Raw genomic sequence first — 16,864 nt, 5'->3', positions numbered from 1 at the left:
GCGGCCGGGCCGGTGAGCCGGGGCGCGGCCGGGCCGTCAGCCGCGTTCGCCGGCGCCGCAGAGGTAGCCGACCACCATCTCGCCGACCATGCGGCGCAGCCGGTCGCGGTGTTCGGGCGCGGTCATGTCGCGTCCGAACAGCGCGCCGAAGGTGTGCTGGTTGGCCACGCGGAAGAAGCAGAACGCGCTGATCATCATGTGGACGTCGATGGCGTCGGCCTCGGTGACGAAGTCGCCGCTGGCCCGCCCGGCCTCCAGGATGCGGGTGATGAGGTCGAGCACCGGCGCGCCCAGGTTGGCCAGCACCTCCGACTTGCGGATGTGCTCGGCCTGGTGGATGTTCTCGATCGCGACCAGCTTGATGAAGTCGCGGTGGGCGTCGTGGTGGTCGAACGTCAGCTCGGCGAGCGTGCGGATGGCCTCGACCGGCTCCAGGTGCTCGACGTCGACCGTGCGCTCGACCGCACGCACCTCGGAGTACGCCTTCTCCAGGACGGCGATGTACAGCCGCTCCTTGCTGCCGAAGTAGTAGTAGATCATGCGCTTGGTGGTGCGCATGCGGGCCGCGATCTCATCGACCCTGGCCCCGGCGTAGCCGTAACGGGCGAACTCGCGCTGAGCGACGTCGAGGATCTCCGCCCGCGTGCGGTCGGCGTCCCGCCGGCGCTCGGCGGTGGCGGGAGACGAGGTCATTCGCTCATCATAGGCGGCCCCGCGGGGCTGCTCGCGTACCGGCCGCCGGCCATACCGTCATGGGGGCCGTCATGGGGCCGCGTGCTGGGCGGCGAGGCGGATGGGGGCGTTGACCGCGCCGTAGCCGTCGTATCCGTCCACCCGCTGAACGAGCTCGAAGAACACCCGGCCCACGGTGACCGTGTAGAGGTGCAGGAACGCGCCGCCGCGCTCGTCGCGGTCGTACAACACGCCCAGCTCCCGCAGCTCGGGCGGCACGTCGTGGCGGGCCTCCAGGTCGTCGTAGTAGTTGGCGGGGATCGGCAGCAGCAGCTCCGGATGCTCGGCGCGCAGCCTGCGGGCGACGGCGAGCACATCCGTACAGGCGAGCGCCACGTGCTGGGGCGGCGGCTGGCCGGCGCCGACCTGGGCCAGGTTGAGCACCATGCGCACGCCAGGCCCCTCCCCCGTGCCCTGCGGGGTGGACGGGGTGGACGGGGTGGACATCGCCCGGCTGCGCACCAGCCCGTACGGGTCGGGCACCTCCAGGCTCTCCTGCGGCTGCAGGCCGAGCACGCCCCGGTAGAACAGCATGGCCTCGTCGAAGTAGTGCGGCGGCTGGGCGAGCGCCACGTGGTCGATGTGGGTGATCCCGCCGCCTCCGTGCCCCGGGGAGCCGCCTGCCGAGGGGGAACCGCCGCCTCGGGGCGAGCCGTCGTCCGAGGAGGAGCCGTCCTCCGGCGGGAAGTCGGCGAGCCAGCCGTCGTCGCAGAAGAAGATCTCCGTGCCGTCGGGCGCGGCGACCGCGTGCAGCATCGCGTCCTGCGGCGCACGTTCGCGCGGCAGGACGGGCGACAGCAGCGACTCTGCGTGCTCGACGGCACGGCCGGGGTCCGGGCTGTCCAGGCCGATCGCGAGCAGCCCCGGCCCCTGACCCGCACCGGCCTCGTTGACCAGGAGGCGGGCCGCGCCCTGCGACCACAGCTCGACCGGCTTGCCGCGGTGCCGCCCCGTACGGGTGAAGCCGAGCGCGGGCAGCACCCCGCCCAGCGAGCCGGTGCCGGACAGCTCGGCGAAGGCGAACCCCGCCGGCACCGACGGGTGCACCGCCCCTTGGAGCTGCCTTTCGAGCGCGATGAGCGAGCGCATGCCGTCGCGGGCGGTCCGCGCGGTGCCGGCCTGGCGGAAGTGGTCGTTGAACACCTCAAGGGACAGCGGGCCCGCGTACCCGGCGTTGAGCGCGTGCCTGACCACCCGGGCCACGTCGAAGCCGCCCTGGCCGGGGAAGCAGCGGTGGTGGCGGCTCCACTGGAGCACGTCCATGGCGAGCAGCGGCGCGTCGGCGAGCTGGAGGAAGAAGATCTTCTCGCCGGGGATGGCCTCGATGCCGAGCGGGTCGGAGCCGCGCGAGAGGATGTGGAAGCTGTCCAGGCAGGTGCCGAGGTTGGGGTGGTCGGCCTGGCGCACGATGTGCCAGGCGTGCAGGTACTCGTTGACGTGCCTGCCCCAGGCCAGCGCCTCGTACGCGATGCGGATGCCGTGCTCGGCGGCCCGCTCGGCGAGCAGCCGCAGGTGCTCGGCGGCCAGCCCGTCGTCGGCGATGGTCTCCGGCGAGACGTTCGAGCAGACCAGCAGCAGATCCGCGCCGAGCCGCTCCATCAGGCGGAACTTGTGCTCGGCCCGCTCCAGGTTGGCGCGCAGCCGGGCTCTCGGCACGCACTCGAAGTCGCGGAACGGCTGGTAGAGGTCGATGGTGAGCCCGAGGTCGGCGGCCCTGGCCCGGATCTCCTCGGGCGGGAGCGGGCAGGCGAGCAGGTCGTTTTCGAAGATCTCCACACCGTCGAAGCCCGCGGCGGCCACGGCCGCCAGCTTCTCCGTCAGCGTGCCGCTCACCGACACGGTGGCGATCGACTTGCGCATGGCTCCTCCTCGGCCGCGACCGGCCGATCGGGTCGGTCCAACAAGGTCGGCCCAGTAAGGTCGGCCCAGTCAGAATCAGCCCGGTCAGGGTCGGCTCGGTCAGGGTCGGCTCAGTCAGTCAGGTCGGTCAGGTGGGCGAGCATCCGCTCGGCGTCGGGCGTACGGCCGGTGAACAGGCGGAACGCGTGCGCGGCCTGGAAGACGACCATGCCGCCGCCGTCGAGTGTCCGGCAGCCGAGCGCCCTCGCCTGCTTGAGCAGCTCGGTCTCGAGCGGCCGGTAGACGATGTCGGCCACCCACAGCTCGGGGCGCAGCAGCCCGGCGGGCAGCGGCATCCCGGGGTGGTGCGCCATGCCGGTGGGCGTGGCGTGGAGCAGGCCGTCGGCGCCCTCCAGCAGCGCGGGCAGGTCTGCGGTACGGCCCTGCCGCACGCGGCCCGCGCCGTGCCGCTCGGCGAGCCGGTCGGCGAGCGCCGCCGCCCTGCCGGGGTCGGCGTCCACCACGGTCAGCACGTCCGCGCCGAGCGTGAGCAGCGCGTGCCCGACGGCGGCGCCCGCGCCGCCCGCCCCGAGCTGGACGACGTGGCGGGTGGGCGCGCCGGGCAGGCCGCGGGTGAACGACTCGGCGAAGCCCGTCCAGTCGGTGTTGTGGCCGACGGCGCGTTCGCCGTCGAAGACGACCGTGTTGACCGCGCCCAGCATGGCGGCGTCGGGCGACAGCTCGTCCAGGTGCGGGATGACGGCCTGCTTGCAGGGGTGGGTGATGTTGAGCCCGTCGTAGCCGAAGCGGCGGGCCGTGCGCAGCAGCTCACCGGCGTCGTCGCCGAGCCGGTCGGTGTCGAGCAGCCGGTAGACGTAGCGCAGGCCGTGGTGTGCGGCTTCGCGCTCGTGCAGCGGAGGGCTCAGCGAGGGACCGATGCCCGAGCCGATCAGCCCGATCAGGTACGAGGTCATGCGGTTCTCCTCGGCCGGCCAATAACGTACGGACTAGTGAGTTCGTTATAACGCACGAGCCGCTCCCCGGGAAGACGTCCTTGACATGTGACCCGCGCCACGTCAGCATTGCTCCCACGTTAATTAACTATCTAGTTCGTAAAACACGGGTAACCGGCGCCGGGGGCCGCCGCCACCACGCTCACCAGAAGCCCGAGGAGCCCACGTGACCGACAACTCGCCAGGCAACTCCCCAGGCAGCCCCCTGAGCAGGGGAACGCCGCGCAAGGCCGCCTTCGCCGCCTGGATCGGCAGCGCGCTGGAGTACTACGACTTCTTCATCTACGGCAGCGCCGCCGCGCTGATCTTCGGCAAGGTGTTCTTCGACGACTCCGACCCGGCGACCGCCACGCTCCAGTCGCTGGCCAGCTTCGGCGTCGCCTACGCGGCCCGGCCGGTGGGCGCGTTCTTCCTCGGCCACATCGGCGACAGGTTCGGCCGCAAGAAGATCATGGTGTTCACGCTCGTCCTGATGGGGCTGTCGACGTTCCTCATCGGCTGCCTGCCCACGCGCGAGCAGATCGGCGGGGCCGCGCCCGTGCTGCTGGTGCTGCTGCGCATCATGCAGGGGCTGTCGGCGGCGGGCGAGCAGGCCAGCGCCAACTCCATGACGCTCGAGCACTCCCCCACCGACCGGCGCGGCTACTTCACCAGCTTCACCCTGAACGGCACCCAGTTCGGGCAGATCCTGGCCACGTTCGTCTTCATCCCGGTGGCCGCACTGCCCGATGAGCAGCTGCTGAGCTGGGGCTGGCGGGTGCCGTTCTGGCTGAGCGTGGCCGTGGCGGTGGCCGGTTACATGATCAGGCGGCGGCTTGAGGAGACCCCGGCCTTCGAAGAGGAGGTCGCCGCCGGCACCGTGCCGCGCCTGCCGCTCGCCGAGCTCTTCCGCGAGCACTGGGCGAGCGTGCTGCGCGTGGTGTGCGCGGCGCTCATCGCCACCGTCAGCACGATCTTCACGGTCTGGGCGCTCAACTACGCCACCAGCGACGAGATCGGCCTCGACAACGCGACCATGCTCTGGGTCGGCGTGGCCGCCAACGCCGTCGCGCTCGTCGCGATCCCGCTGTGGGCGCGGCTGTCGGACCGGATCGGGCGCAAGCCGGTGTTCCTCATCGGCGCGATCGGCAGCCCGATCATGATCTTCGCGTACCTGGCGGCCATCAACGCGGGCAGCTATCCGCTGGTGTTCGCCGTCGGCATCCTCACGCTCGGCGTGGTCTACAGCGCGTCCAACGGCATCTGGCCCGCCCTGTACGGGGAGATGTTCAGCACCCGCGTACGGCTGTCCGGCATGGCGATCGGCACGCAGATCGGGTTCGCCATCGCCGGGTTCGCCGTGGCGTCCGCGGCCGGGATCGTCTCCCCCGACGGCTGGCTCGGGCTGCAGGGGTGGACCGGCGTCGGGGTGTTCACCGCGATCCTGTGCGCGATCAGCGCCATCGCGGTGGCCACGGCGCGGGAGACGTACCGGGTGCCGACGAAAGAGCTCGGCACCTCCCCCGCGCCGGCTTCGGCCCGCTGACCCGGCCTGCCATCGGCTCCGGGCCGCCCCGGTTCGGAGCCCCGCGGCTCAGCCTGCGGCGGTCTCAGCGCCCCGTGGCTCGACCCGCCGCGGCCCGGACCGGCGGGTCAGGCCGTCTCCTCGTTCAGGACGCGCTGGGCCACCGCGAAGGCGGCGTTGGCGGCCGGGACGCCGCAGTAGACGGCGCTCTGCAGCAGCACCTCGCCGATCTCGTCGGGGGTGAGGCCGTTGCGCAGCGCGGCGCGTACGTGCATGGCCAGCTCGTTCAGGTGGCCGCGCGCGACGAGCGCGGTGAGCGTGATGCAGCTGCGCGTCCGCCGGTCGAGGCCGGGGCGGGTCCAGATCTCGCCCCACGCGTAGCGGGTGATGAAGTCCTGGAAGTCCCTGGTGAAGTCCGTGGTACGGGCGATCGCGCGGTCCACGTGGGCGTCGCCCAGCACCTCGCGGCGCACCTGCATGCCGGGGGCCGCGGGAAGGTGGCCGAGCAGGGCCCGGGTGACGCGGTCCGGCTGGTCGATCGTGGCCAGGTGGGCGGCGCCCGGCAGCTCGACGAGCGTGGCGCCGGGGATGCCGTCGGCCAGCTCCCTGGCGTGCGCGGACGGCGTCGCCGGGTCCTCGCGTCCGGCCACCACCAGGGTCGGGACGCTGATCGCGGCCAGCTCGGCGCGCAGGTCGTAGGCGGCCAGGGCGTCGCAGCAGGCGGCATACGCGGCGGGGTCGGCGGCGGCGAGGTCGTCCAGCAGCGCCTGTTCCGGCGGGCCCGCGAACCAGCGGCCCACCGCGCCCTCCACCAGCGGCGCGGTGCCCTCGGCCCGCACCAGCGCGGCACGCTCGTGCCAGCCCGCCGGGTCGCCGAAATGCGCGCTGGAGCACACCAGCGCCAGCGACTTGAGCCTGGCGGGGTGGCGGACGGCCAGCGTGGCGCCGATCGCGCCGCCGATCGAGACGCCCGCGTAGTGGAAGCTCTCCATCCCTGCCGCTTCGGCCACCCGCAGCACCAGCCCGGCGAGGTCCTCGATGGTGCTCGCGGGGATCGGCTTGGAGCCGCCGTGGCCCGGCAGGTCGAACCTGAGCACCCGGTATCTGCGGGCCAGCGTCCGCACCTGCGGCTCCCACAGGCGGGTGGTGGTGCCGAGCGAGGGGGCGAGAACGAGCGGCTCTCCCCGCTCGGGGCCGTCCAGACGGTAGTGCAACATCAATGGCGTGCCTTGTCTCGGTGTTTCGCTTCCGTGGTGACGTACGGAGACCGCGCCTGTTCGCGCCTTGGGTGATCGGCGCGGCGGCTCCGTGGATGGGCTCAGGCCGCTTTCACGGGCTGGGTGACGGCTCTGCCGGCCTCCTCAGGTTTCTCGCCGGTTCTCGTGGTGGCGGGCCAGCGCTCGGTCCACCAGGGCCGAGGCCGGGCCCGGGTCGCCTTCGACGGCCAGGTTCCCCGCCATGCGGTCCGGGTGCACGCGCAGGTCGGCGACCAGTTCCACGGCGTCCCTCGTGGCGCCCGCGACCAGGCGCAGGGCCTCGCGCAGCGGCTGCCACTCGGCGTGCCAGGCGCCGGAGGGGCGTTCGTCCTCGGCGGCGAGCGAGGCGTACAGGGTGGCGGTGAGCGGCGGCACCTGGCGGGCGGCGGCGGCGATCATCGTGGCCCGCACCGGGTTGTGCTTGTGCGGCATGGACGACGACCCGCCGCCCACGCCCTCGATCACTTCGCCGATCTCGGTGCGGGACAGCACCAGGACGTCGGCCGCCAGCTTGCCCAGCGCCCCGGCCGCGAACGCCAGCGCGTGCGCCAGGTCGGCCACCGGTGTGCGCAGCACGTGCCACGGCAGCGCCGGCGCGGCCAGCCCCAGCTCGGCGGCGAACCGCGCGGGCAGCTCCAGCGCGAGCACCCGCCCGTCCGGCCCTTGCCGCCCGTCCGGCTCGGAGTGCCCGTTCGGCGCTTGCCGCCTGTCCGGCTCCCGCGAGCCGGACAGGCGCGCCCGCGCGTCGGACTCGAAGGCGGCGAGGGTGCCGGCGGCGCCGCCCAGCTGGGCGGGGAGCGCGCGGCGGGCGGCTTCGAGGCGTTCCGCGGCGTCGGCGCAGAGCGTCAGCCAGCCCGCCGCCTTGAGCCCGAACGTCGTGGGCACCGCCTGCTGGGTGAGCGTACGGGCGGCCATCGGCGTGTCGCGGTGCTCGGCGGCCAGCGCGGCCAGCCGCTCGATCACCCCGTCCAGCTCGGCGAGCACGGGCCCGAGCGCCCGGTGGGCGACCAGCATCAGGGCGGTGTCGAGGATGTCCTGGCTGGTGGCGCCCCGATGCACGTACGCGCCGTAGGGGCCGGCCGCCCGGCGCAGGTCGGCCACGAGCGGGATCACCGGGTTGCCGCCCGAGCGAGCCCGCACGACGAGCCCCGGCAGGTCGAACGCCTCGGCGCGGGCGGCGGCGGTGACCGCCGGCGCGGCCTCGGCGGGCGCCAGGCCGAGCGCCGCCTGGGCGCGGGTCAGCGCGGCCTCGGCGTCCAGCATGGCCTGGAGCACGGCGGCGTCCCCGGTGGCCCCGGCCGCGCCCCGCATCGGGGACAGCAGGCCGAGGTCCGCGGGATCAGCCGAAGTCAAGGAAGACCGTCTCCTTCTCGCCCTGCAGGTGGATGTCGAAGCGGTAGACCCCGTCGCGCTCCTGCTCGGCCAGCAGCGTGTGCCGCCGCTCCGCGGGCACGGAGTCGAGGAAGGGGTCCTGCCCGAAGTAGATGCGGGTGTAGAGGTGGTGCAGCAGACCTCGGGCGAACACGCACACGCTGATGTACCCGTTTCCCGGCCGTACCGTGCGCAGCGCCCAGTGCCCGTCCTGGTCGGTGCCGACACGGCCGAAGCCGGTGAAGACGACGCCGTTCCTGCCGAGCACGGCCCCGTTGGTGGGGTCGCGGCGCAGCGAGCCAGGCGCGCCGCGCAGCTCGCCGTTCTCGTCGGCCTGCCAGAACTCCAGCAGCGCGTCCGGCACCGGGTCGCCCGCGCCGTCGTAGACGTAGCCGTGGACGGCGATGCCGCCGAGCGCGATGTCGCCGCCGCCGGGGAAGGGCAGCGCGTACCCGTAGAACGGGCCGACGGTCTGCGAGGGGGTGGGGTTCACCGGCCTTCCTCCATCCAGGTCGCGGCGGGGCCGTCGAGCACGATGTCCCACTGGTAGCCGAGCGAGACCTCCGGCTCGGACAGGTCGTGCACGTACTCGGCGACCAGCCGCTGCCGCGCCCGCTCGTCGGTGACGGACTGCAGGATCGGGTCGTACGGGAAGAGCGGGTCGCCCGGGAAGTACATCTGGGTGACCAGCCGCTGCGTGAACGCGGTGCCGAACAGCGAGAAGTGGATGTGCGCCGGCCGCCAGGCGTTGCGGTGGTTGCGCCACGGATAGGGGCCAGGCTTGATCGTGGTGAACATGTAGCGGCCCTCGTCGTCGGTCAGGCAGCGGCCCACGCCGGTGAAGTTGGGGTCGAGCGGCGCCGGGTGGTCGTCGCGCTGGTGCAGGTAGCGTCCTGCCGCGTTGGCCTGCCAGATCTCGACGAGCTGGCCGCGTACGGGACGTCCCGACCGGTCGAGCACCCGGCCCCGCACGGTGATGCGCTCGCCGATCGGCTCGCCGAGGTGCTGCTTGGTGAGGTCGTTGTCGAGCGGCGTCACGTCGGTCGCCCCGAACACCGGCCCGGTCAGCTCGGCCGCCTCCGGGTCCTTGACGGGGATGAGCGGCTGCTTGGGGTGGCGCAGCAGGGTGCTGCGGTAGGGGGCGTAGTCGCGCGCGGGATGGCCGGACGGCGTGGGGGGACGACCGGCGTACTCGGCGATCTCGCGGTCGATGTCGGCTTGCTGGAGGGGTTCGGACATACAGCTGCCTTTCGCGCTATCTGTCGAGGACGACGGCCAGGCCCTGGCCGACGCCGATGCAGAGGGTGGCCAGCCCGGTGCCGGAGCCCGCGGCGGCCAGCCGGTGCGCCACCGCGCCGGTCACGCGGGCGCCCGAGGCGCCGAGCGGGTGGCCGATCGCGATGGCGCCGCCGTCGGGGTTGACGATGGCGGGGTCGAGGTCGGGCAGCTCGGCCAGGCAGCCGAGCACCTGCGCGGCGAACGCCTCGTTCAGCTCGGCGGTGGCGAGGTCGCCGAAGCTCTTGCCCGCCTTGGCGAGCGCCTTGGTGGACGCCTCGACGGGGCCGAGCCCGTAGTAGCGCGGCTCCAGCGCGCTGACGCCGGTGGCGGCGATCCTGGCGAGGGGCTCGCGGCCGCGCAGCCCGGCCTCGTCGGTCAGCAGCAGCGCGGCGGCGCCGTCGTTGAGCGGGGAGGAGTTGCCGGCGGTGACGGTGCCGCCGTCCCGGCGGAAGACGGGCTTGAGCTTGGCCAGCTTCTCCATGGAGGTGTCGTGGCGGATGCCCTCGTCGCGGGTCAGGCCGGCGATGGGCACGATCTCCCGTTCGAACGACGCCTTGGCCGCCTTCTGGTGGCTGGCCAGCGCGAACGCGTCCTGCTCCGCCCGGCTGATGCGGTGCTTGTCGGCGATCAGCTCGGCGCCCTCACCGAGCGGGATCGTGTGCTCGGCGGGCATGGCCGGGTTGACCAGCCGCCAGCCGAGCGTGGTGGAGACCAGCTCCTGCCCGCCCGCGGGGAACGCCTTGTCCGGCTTGGGCAGCACCCAGGGCGCGCGGGTCATCGACTCGACGCCGCCCGCGATCACGGTGCTCGCGTCGCCCAGCGCGATCGCCCGGTACGCCTGGATGACGGCCTCCATGCCGGACCCGCACAGCCGGTTCACGGTCGCGCCCGGCGTGGTGATCGGCAGGCCCGCCAGGATGGCGGCCATCCTGGCGACGTTGCGGTTCTCCTCGCCGGCGCCGTTGGCGTTGCCCAGGATCACCTCGTCGGGCGCGTCGAGGTCGTTGCGCTCGGCGAGGGCCTTGATGACGTGCGCGGCCAGGTCGTCGGGGCGCACGCCGGACAGGGCGCCGCCGTACCGGCCGAACGGCGTGCGTACGGCGTCGAGGATGTAGACGTCTTTCATGCCAGTACCTCCGCGTCGGTGCGCTCGCGCACGTCCTCCACGCTCACTCCCGGCGCGCGTTCGACCAGCGCGAGCCCCTGCTCGGTGACGTCGAGGACGCCGAGGTCGGTGACGATCCGGTGGACGCACTCCTTCCCCGTGAGCGGAAGCGAGCACTCTTCAACGATCTTGGGTGAGCCGTCCTTGGCGGTGTGCTCCATGATCACGATGACCTTGCGCGCGCCGTGCACGAGGTCCATGGCGCCGCCCATGCCCTTGACGAGCTTGCCCGGCACCATCCAGTTGGCCAGGTCGCCGCGGGCGGAGACCTGCATCGCGCCCAGCACCGCCACGTCGATGTGCCCGCCGCGGATCATGCCGAACGACAGCGCAGAGTCGAAGAACGCGGCCCCCTCGCGCACGGTCACGGTCTCCTTGCCGGCGTTGATCAGGTCGGGGTCGATCTCGTCCTCGGCCGGGTACGGGCCGACGCCGAGTATGCCGTTCTCCGAGTGCAGCACCACGTCCACGCCGGGCGGCAGGAACGACGGGATGCGGGTGGGCAGGCCGATGCCCAGATTGACGTAGTCGCCGTCGCGCAGCTCGGCGGCCGCCCGCGCGACCATCTCGTCCCTGGTCCAGCTCATCCGCTCACGCTCCCCTGGTCGTCCGCTTCTCGATGCCCTTGTCAGCGGCCTGCTCGGGGGTGAGCACCAGCACCCGCTGCACGAACACGCCCGGCAGGTGCACCTCGTCCGGGTCCAGCTCGGTCAGCTCCTCGACCTCGGCGATGGTGACGCGGCCCGCCATGGCGGCGAGGGGGTTGAAGTTCCTGGCGGCCTTGCGGAAGACGAGGTTGCCGTGGCGGTCGCCCTTGGCGGCGCGGACGAGGGCGAAGTCGGTGCGGATGCCGCGTTCGAGTACGTACTCGCGGCCGTCGAACTCGCGCACCTCCTTCGGCGGCGAGGACACCGCGACCGAGCCGTCCGGGTTGTGGCGCAGCGGCAGGCCGCCGTCGGCGATCGGCGTGCCCACGCCGGCCGGGGTGTAGAAGGCGGGGATGCCGCTGCCGCCCGCGCGCAGCCGCTCGGCCAGCGTGCCCTGCGGGGTCAGCTCGACCGTCAGCTCGCCGGACAGGTACTGCCGGGCGAACTCCTTGTTGTCGCCGATGTAGGAGGCGGTCACGTGGGCGATGCGGCCGGCGGCCAGCAGCAGGCCGAGGCCGCCGCCGTCCACGCCGCAGTTGTTGCTGACCACCGACAGGCGGGTGACACCGGTGTCGAAGAGGGCTTTGATCAGGACGTTCGGGATGCCGCTGAGGCCGAAGCCGCCGACGGCGAACGACGCGCCGTCGCGCACGCCTGCCAGCGCCTCCGCGGCCGTGGCGACCACCTTGTCTCTCGGCACGACGCTCCGATCAGGACGTGTTCGCTCTGCGAACTTTTGTTCACTATTATGGGGTTTTCAGTATGTGTGTGGAGTGGCTGGCCTGTCAAAGGTCCCCTACGAGCGCCGCAGGAGGAGCCGATGGAACCGGCCGGAACCCTCGAACGCGGGCTGAGCGTGCTGCGCGCGATCGCCGCCGACCCGCGGCGGCCCGCCCGCGCCACGGACCTCGTCCGGGCGACCGGGCTGGCCAGGTCCACCGTCGACCGGGTGCTCGGCACCCTCGTGCACCTCGGCTACCTGCGCGCCGAAGGGCGGGACGTGGTGCTCGCGCCGCGCCTGATGGAGCTGGGCGAGGCGTACCTGTCCGGCTCGGGGCTGCGCGACGCCGTCGCGGGGCCGGCCGCGCGGCTCGCCGACGAGCTGGACGAGTCGGTGTCGGTGGCCGTGCGCGACGGTGACGGAGTGCGGTTCATCGCGCAGTTCACCCGGCGGCGGCGCATGTCGGTGACCTTCCGGGTGGGTGACGTGCTGCCCGCCTCCCGATGCGCGGCCGGGCTCGCCCTGCTCGACCCCTCCAAGGGGTGGGCCGAGGACGACCAGCTCATCGAGCCCGGGTTGATCGCGATCGCGGTGCCCGTACGGACTGCTCCCGGACCCGATGGTCCTGGGGAGGCGGTGTGCGCGGTCAGCGTGGTCAGCCACACGAGCCGGCACACCGTCGCCGAGCTAGGCGAACACTGCCTGCCCGCACTGCGCGAAACGGTCGCCGAGATGGAGGCCGCGCTCGCCGCCGGCCGTACTGATCACACGCCGCCGGTCCCCCGTCCCGGGGTGGATCCGGCGAAGGAGGCGAAGCGGGAGCTGGGCATGGGGTTCCTGCAGTCGCTCGCGCGCGGGCTCGCCGTCATGGTCGCGCTCGGGTCGGCGCGCGGCGGGCTGACGCTCGCCGACGCCGCCAAGGTGACCGGCCTGCCCAGGGCGACCGTGCGGCGCGCGGTGCAGGCGCTGGAGCGGCTCGGGTACGCCGCCGCCCGCGGGTCCCGCTTCACGCTGCTGCCCAGGGTGCTGGAGCTGGGGTATGCGCACCTGTCGGGGCTGACGTTCAGGGAGATCGTCCAGCCGCACCTGGCGGACCTGGCCGCCCGCGTCAACGAGTCGGCCTCCGTCGCCGTGCTGGACGGCGACGACGTCGTGTACGTGGCCAGGGTCCAGACCGTGAGCCTGATGAGCGTGAACATCACCGTCGGGACCCGCTTCCCCGCGTACGCGACCTCCATGGGCCGGGTGCTGCTGGCCGAGCAGCCGGACGAGCGGCTGGCCGCCATCGAGCCGCGCCGCCTGGCCGCGCGGACCGTCACCTCCAAGGACGAGCTGCGCGCCCTCATCCGGCGGGCCGGGGCCGACGGTTACGCGCTGGTGGACCAGGAGCTGGAGGAGGGCGTACGGTCGATCGCCGTGCCCATCAGGGACCGCACCGGGCGCACCGTGGCCGCCGTGAACGTCGCCACCCACGCCGGACGGTTCGGGAACGACGCTCTGATCCGCGATGTCCTCCCCGAGCTGCGGGAGGCGGCGGCGCGCATGGAGGCGGATCTCGCGTACGCGGGCGCGGTCGCGGCCGAATGACCGCATCCCCGGCGAAACGCGCGAAGGCTCATGAGGAAAGGGCGGTCACGGCGGTGGCCAGGTAGAGGCAGCCGCCGATCGCCACGGCCACGCCCGCCAGCGCCGGCGCCCACGCCGCCGCCGTACGCAACGCCCGCAGCCGTGGCGTACGTCCGCGCACCATCGTCGCACCGCGCACGGTCACCACGCCGACGCCGGTCAGCGTGACGGCCATCCCCGCACCGAACGCCAGCACCAGCACCACCGCGCCGAACGACCGCCCGGTGAGCAGACCGCTGACGAGCACGATGAACGCCGACGGCGACGGCACCAGACCCCCTGACAGGGCCAGCGCGGTGAGCCCGCGAGCCGACCACGGATCGTGCACCTCCGCATGCCCGTGCCCGTGTCCATGCCCGTGCCCATGCCCGTGCCCATGCCCGTGGCCGTGGCCGTGGGCATGCGTCGTACGTCCGCGCAGGTGACGGTACGTGAGGTGCGCCCCCACGCCGATCACGACGACACCGGCGACCACCTGCAGCCACGCGGTGACGGCCTCGGTGCCCACGGCGGCGGCGCCGCTGCTCAACCCCACCCAGGCCAGCGCCAGGGCGAGCACCGACACCGTGTGCATCAACGCCACGACCACGCCGAGACGCAGGGCGTCGCGGTAGCGTCCGTGCGTTCCGATCAGGTACGCCGCCGTCACGCTCTTGCCGTGCCCCGGCGCGACGGCGTGCAGCGCACCGGCCCCCAGCGCCACGATCAACGCCGGCCAGAACGCGCCCGCCCCGTCGAACAAGGTGATGAGGACGTTCTCGGGCCCGGTGAGATCGTTCATTCGCCCGTCCCCGGTGTCGCGGCCGGCTCAGCAGGCTTGTCCGAGGCGGCGGGCGGGGCGGGGGCGCGGCGCCGTACCAGGAGAAGAACCAGCACGCCGAGGACGGCCACCAGCGCGACGGCGGGCACCGCGAGCGGCACCCCACCGCCCTCCGGCGCGTCGAACCGCACGCTTCGGGTGTCCTCCGCCTTCGTGAACAGCACCTTCGCGGGCTCGGCCGGGGTGTCGGAGGTGAGCACGGTGCGGTACGCCTGGTGCAGGTCGGTGAGCGCCGCGATGCGCACGTCCACCGTCACCACCGGCTCCGGGCACTCGAAGCCGAACCGCGCGCCCTCGGCGAGCAGCCGCTCCAGCGGTTCCAGCTCGGCGGCGCACGGCCGGCCGCCCTGGGTGACGCCGACGTGGGCGAGGAGGTAGTCGCGTACGGCGGCGGATCTGGCCAGCTTCTGCTCGCCGGTCAGCGTGGTGTCGGCGCCGGTCGCCGGGTCCTCGAACGCGCCGAGCGACTGGCCGAGCGCCACCCAGTCGTCCTCGGCGGGCAGCCAGGCGAGCGTCACGCGGTCACCGTCCACGGCGATCCTGGCCGTGGACGGCGGCCCGAAGGGGTGCGCGGCCGCCGTCTGAGCGGGCACGAGCACCGCGACGACGGCGACGATGAAGGGCACGCATAGGCGTGCCGGAAGGCCAGACCTCAAGGGAACTCCTAGCAAGAAAACCAACGAAACCACCCCGTGACGCCCGGCCACGCGACGAACGCGCCGCCACCCGTACCCACGGCCCAGACCGGCTCGTGATGACGCGGCCGCCCGAAACAGGCCGACCGGCGTTCGGCGGGCGGACCGGCCGGTGCCCAAGGCCGGCCCGCCCGCGTTCAAAGCGAGCCGGCCCGTGCTCGGGATCGGCCGGCTCGCACGCCCTCACACCGTCGGCACGCCGGCGCACGGGGCCTGACGCGCGAAGGCGCGGCAGCGCTACGGCTCCGAACCGATGGGGAGCGGAGGCGCCGGGGTGCCGGCGTGCTGAGGGGTTGGGACGCGGCGCTGAAAGCTCCGGGCGCGCTGATGAGTCGCGGCGTCAGCGCGCCCGAAGCCGCACGGGCGCTGGGGGGCGAGCCCGCGCCGAGGGTGTTACCTGGTGACGGTGATGGGCGGGCTGGTGATCTTCTGGTGGTCGCTGTCCAGGTGCACCACGTACGTGCCGCCCCGCTTCACCGGCGCGGGGACGCGGACGGTCTGCGACAGGCGGCCCAGCTCGTCGGCCTTGGCGTGGCCGAGGAGCGTGCCGTCCTTGCCGTGGCCGCCGCCGCGGCGGGAATCAGCCTCGCGCCACCAGATGGCGACCCGCTCGCCCGGGTCGTACCCGTACGCCGACACCTTGACCGGCTCCAGCCGGCGCACCGACGTCTTGTCGACGGTGACCTGCTCGCCCACGGTGTTCTCGGGGGTGCGCAGGTCGTTGACGGTGCGTTCGCCCTTGCGGTTCTTGCGGATGACGAAGCCGTCGTGGTGGGTGCCGTCGGCGTAGCGGGCCTCGAACGTGATGGTGTCCTCGGCGACGTCGATGAGCTGGTAGAGCTGGGTGTTCTCGCTGGTGCTGCGGACTTCGGCGCCGTTGCCGGTCCAGTTCTCGCCGCCGTTGAGCGCGTACATCTTGCCGCCGGAGACCGACACGACGTACGCGACGCCGTTGTGCACGGTGGCGGACTTGCGTGCGGCCACCTGGTTACCGCGCCCGTACGAGTGGTCGTGCCCCTGGAGCACGAGGTCCACGCCGTACTTCTCGAACAGCGGCGCCCACTGCTCGCGGACGTTCGGGTTGTTGCGGGTGCCGGTGGTGGAGTAGACGGGGTGGTGGAAGGTCACCACGGTCCACTTGTTCGGGTTGTCCTTGAGCAGGCCCTCGAGCCAGGCGGTCTGGGCGGCCATGAGCGTGGCGTTGCTCTGGTGGTTGGTGTCCAGGCCGATGAAGCGCACGCCCTGGTAGTCCACGCTGTAGACGGTCTGCTTCAGCTCGGGGTCGCCGGGCCCGTTGTCCGGATACGGGAACTGCGGCCGCCAGAACGCGGACAGCCCGCCGCTGTACTCGTGGTTGCCGGGGATGGAGATGTTGTTGATCTGGCTGTCGATGAAGCCGCCGGCCTGGAACCACTGACCCCACTGCTCTTCGCTGTTGGCGGAGTCGATGAGGTCGCCGGCGTTGACGATGACCTTGGCCTGGGGCCGGTCGGCGAACGCCTGGCGGAAGACGCGCGGCACGGCGGAGTCGAGGTAGTTCTGGGCGTCGCCGTAGTAGATGAACGAGAACGGCTCGAAGCCCTCGGCGGCGGTGGTGAAGTCGGTCCAGGGGCTCCAGTTGGTGCCGTCGCCGACGCGGTAGGTGTAGCGGGTGCCGGGCTTGAGGCCGGTGAACTCCACCGTGTGGTACGTCGATGCGTACCCGAGCGTGGTGTTGACCGGCGTGCTCGCGATGGCCTTGACCGTGGTGACGGCCCCGGGCGGCGGCTGCACCTGGCCGAGGGCGCGCGGCGCCTCCAGGATCTCGGCCTGTGCGGTGTCGGCGTCGGCCTCGGCCCGCCACGAGACGCGCTGGCTGGTGGCGGGCGTGGTGGTCGGGATGAGGATGATGCGGTCGGGGATGGGGCTGGGCTTGTGCGCCTCGGCGGCCGGGTAGGCGGGCGGTGCCGCCGCGCCGATGGCGGCGGGGCCGAACGCTAACCCGGCGGCGAGCAGCGCGGCGGTGCCTGCCGCCGCCAGCTTCGCCTGGCGCGGCCAGGACCTGCGCGGCTTGATGGGGTCGTTCACTTCTCGTTTCGCTCTCTGAGAGGGGCTGTACGGGCCCGCCCGCGCGAAGGCGGACGGGTGCGAGCGCATTCATCCAGACCGCGCTGACGATCTCCTGTCGCGCAGTGGTCCGCCAGGTGAATTCGCGATC

General features: G+C 73.0%; 15 protein-coding genes. 2 read left to right on the top strand and 13 right to left on the bottom strand.

Annotation, left to right across the window (positions count from 1 at the left end; all coding sequences use genetic code 11):
- Positions 1-36 precede the first annotated feature (36 nt).
- From ACFMQL_RS25975 to ACFMQL_RS25965, 3 genes are all read right to left on the bottom strand, one after another.
- Complete coding sequence (locus ACFMQL_RS25975) at positions 37-693, bottom strand: TetR/AcrR family transcriptional regulator (protein ID WP_364055918.1); 657 nt, start codon at positions 691-693, stop codon at positions 37-39.
- A 69-nt stretch (positions 694-762) separates the two neighbouring features.
- Positions 763-2,592, bottom strand: coding sequence for a TIM barrel protein (locus ACFMQL_RS25970; RefSeq protein WP_364055921.1), 1,830 nt, complete (start codon positions 2,590-2,592; stop codon positions 763-765).
- Positions 2,593-2,702: 110 nt separating this feature from the next.
- Positions 2,703-3,545 carry a shikimate dehydrogenase gene (locus ACFMQL_RS25965; RefSeq protein ID WP_378787441.1) on the bottom strand — a complete coding sequence of 281 codons (843 nt, stop codon included), beginning with the start codon at positions 3,543-3,545 and terminating at the stop codon, positions 2,703-2,705.
- Between the two features lie 205 nt (positions 3,546-3,750).
- Between ACFMQL_RS25965 and ACFMQL_RS25960 the strand changes: the two genes are divergently transcribed.
- On the top strand, positions 3,751-5,109 hold the full coding sequence (locus tag ACFMQL_RS25960; RefSeq protein ID WP_364055927.1) for an MFS transporter: 1,359 nt from the start codon (positions 3,751-3,753) through the stop codon (positions 5,107-5,109).
- 107 nt (positions 5,110-5,216) lie between these two features.
- Here the strand turns inward: ACFMQL_RS25960 and pcaC are convergent, their stop codons facing one another.
- From pcaC to ACFMQL_RS25925, 7 genes are all read right to left on the bottom strand, one after another.
- A complete protein-coding gene (gene pcaC, locus ACFMQL_RS25955) occupies positions 5,217-6,305 on the bottom strand; it encodes a 4-carboxymuconolactone decarboxylase (RefSeq protein ID WP_378787439.1) in 1,089 nt (362 codons plus the stop codon).
- 144 nt (positions 6,306-6,449) lie between these two features.
- Positions 6,450-7,697 carry a 3-carboxy-cis,cis-muconate cycloisomerase gene (gene pcaB / locus ACFMQL_RS25950; RefSeq protein WP_364055933.1) on the bottom strand — a complete coding sequence of 416 codons (1,248 nt, stop codon included), beginning with the start codon at positions 7,695-7,697 and terminating at the stop codon, positions 6,450-6,452.
- Positions 7,684-8,208 carry a protocatechuate 3,4-dioxygenase subunit alpha gene (gene pcaG, locus ACFMQL_RS25945; RefSeq protein ID WP_364055935.1) on the bottom strand — a complete coding sequence of 175 codons (525 nt, stop codon included), beginning with the start codon at positions 8,206-8,208 and terminating at the stop codon, positions 7,684-7,686. Before pcaG ends, pcaB begins: the two co-directional genes overlap by 14 nt.
- Positions 8,205-8,954: a protocatechuate 3,4-dioxygenase subunit beta gene (pcaH, locus tag ACFMQL_RS25940; RefSeq protein WP_364055938.1), complete on the bottom strand. Its 750-nt coding sequence runs from the start codon at positions 8,952-8,954 to the stop codon at positions 8,205-8,207. The genes pcaG and pcaH overlap by 4 nt, the downstream gene beginning before the upstream one ends.
- A gap of 16 nt (positions 8,955-8,970) precedes the next feature.
- Positions 8,971-10,119, bottom strand: coding sequence for a thiolase family protein (locus ACFMQL_RS25935; protein ID WP_364055941.1), 1,149 nt, complete (start codon positions 10,117-10,119; stop codon positions 8,971-8,973).
- Positions 10,116-10,745, bottom strand: coding sequence for a CoA transferase subunit B (locus ACFMQL_RS25930; RefSeq protein ID WP_364055944.1), 630 nt, complete (start codon positions 10,743-10,745; stop codon positions 10,116-10,118). The genes ACFMQL_RS25935 and ACFMQL_RS25930 overlap by 4 nt, the downstream gene beginning before the upstream one ends.
- Positions 10,746-10,749: 4 nt before the next feature.
- On the bottom strand, positions 10,750-11,505 hold the full coding sequence (locus ACFMQL_RS25925; protein ID WP_364055947.1) for a CoA transferase subunit A: 756 nt from the start codon (positions 11,503-11,505) through the stop codon (positions 10,750-10,752).
- Between the two features lie 120 nt (positions 11,506-11,625).
- Between ACFMQL_RS25925 and ACFMQL_RS25920 the strand changes: the two genes are divergently transcribed.
- Positions 11,626-13,113, top strand: coding sequence for an IclR family transcriptional regulator C-terminal domain-containing protein (locus tag ACFMQL_RS25920; protein ID WP_378787436.1), 1,488 nt, complete (start codon positions 11,626-11,628; stop codon positions 13,111-13,113).
- Positions 13,114-13,141: 28 nt separating this feature from the next.
- Here ACFMQL_RS25920 and ACFMQL_RS25915 read toward each other — a convergent pair whose 3' ends face one another.
- The 3 genes from ACFMQL_RS25915 to ACFMQL_RS25905 form a co-directional block, all read right to left on the bottom strand.
- The gene (locus ACFMQL_RS25915; RefSeq protein ID WP_378787434.1) at positions 13,142-13,933 is read right to left on the bottom strand and encodes a hypothetical protein; all 792 of its coding nucleotides are present in this window, start codon (positions 13,931-13,933) and stop codon (positions 13,142-13,144) included.
- Positions 13,930-14,598 (bottom strand): hypothetical protein, encoded by a 669-nt coding sequence (locus tag ACFMQL_RS25910; RefSeq protein ID WP_378787433.1) that lies wholly within the window; start codon positions 14,596-14,598, stop codon positions 13,930-13,932. The genes ACFMQL_RS25915 and ACFMQL_RS25910 overlap by 4 nt, the downstream gene beginning before the upstream one ends.
- A gap of 462 nt (positions 14,599-15,060) precedes the next feature.
- Positions 15,061-16,734: a metallophosphoesterase family protein gene (locus ACFMQL_RS25905; RefSeq protein WP_364055959.1), complete on the bottom strand. Its 1,674-nt coding sequence runs from the start codon at positions 16,732-16,734 to the stop codon at positions 15,061-15,063.
- Positions 16,735-16,864 lie beyond the last annotated feature (130 nt).

The sequence above is a fragment of the Nonomuraea fastidiosa genome (genome assembly GCF_042751225.1).
Classification (GTDB): domain Bacteria; phylum Actinomycetota; class Actinomycetes; order Streptosporangiales; family Streptosporangiaceae; genus Nonomuraea; species Nonomuraea fastidiosa.
The sequence above is the reverse complement of the archived record's forward strand: the minus strand, read 5'-3'. Positions and strand labels throughout refer to the sequence as shown.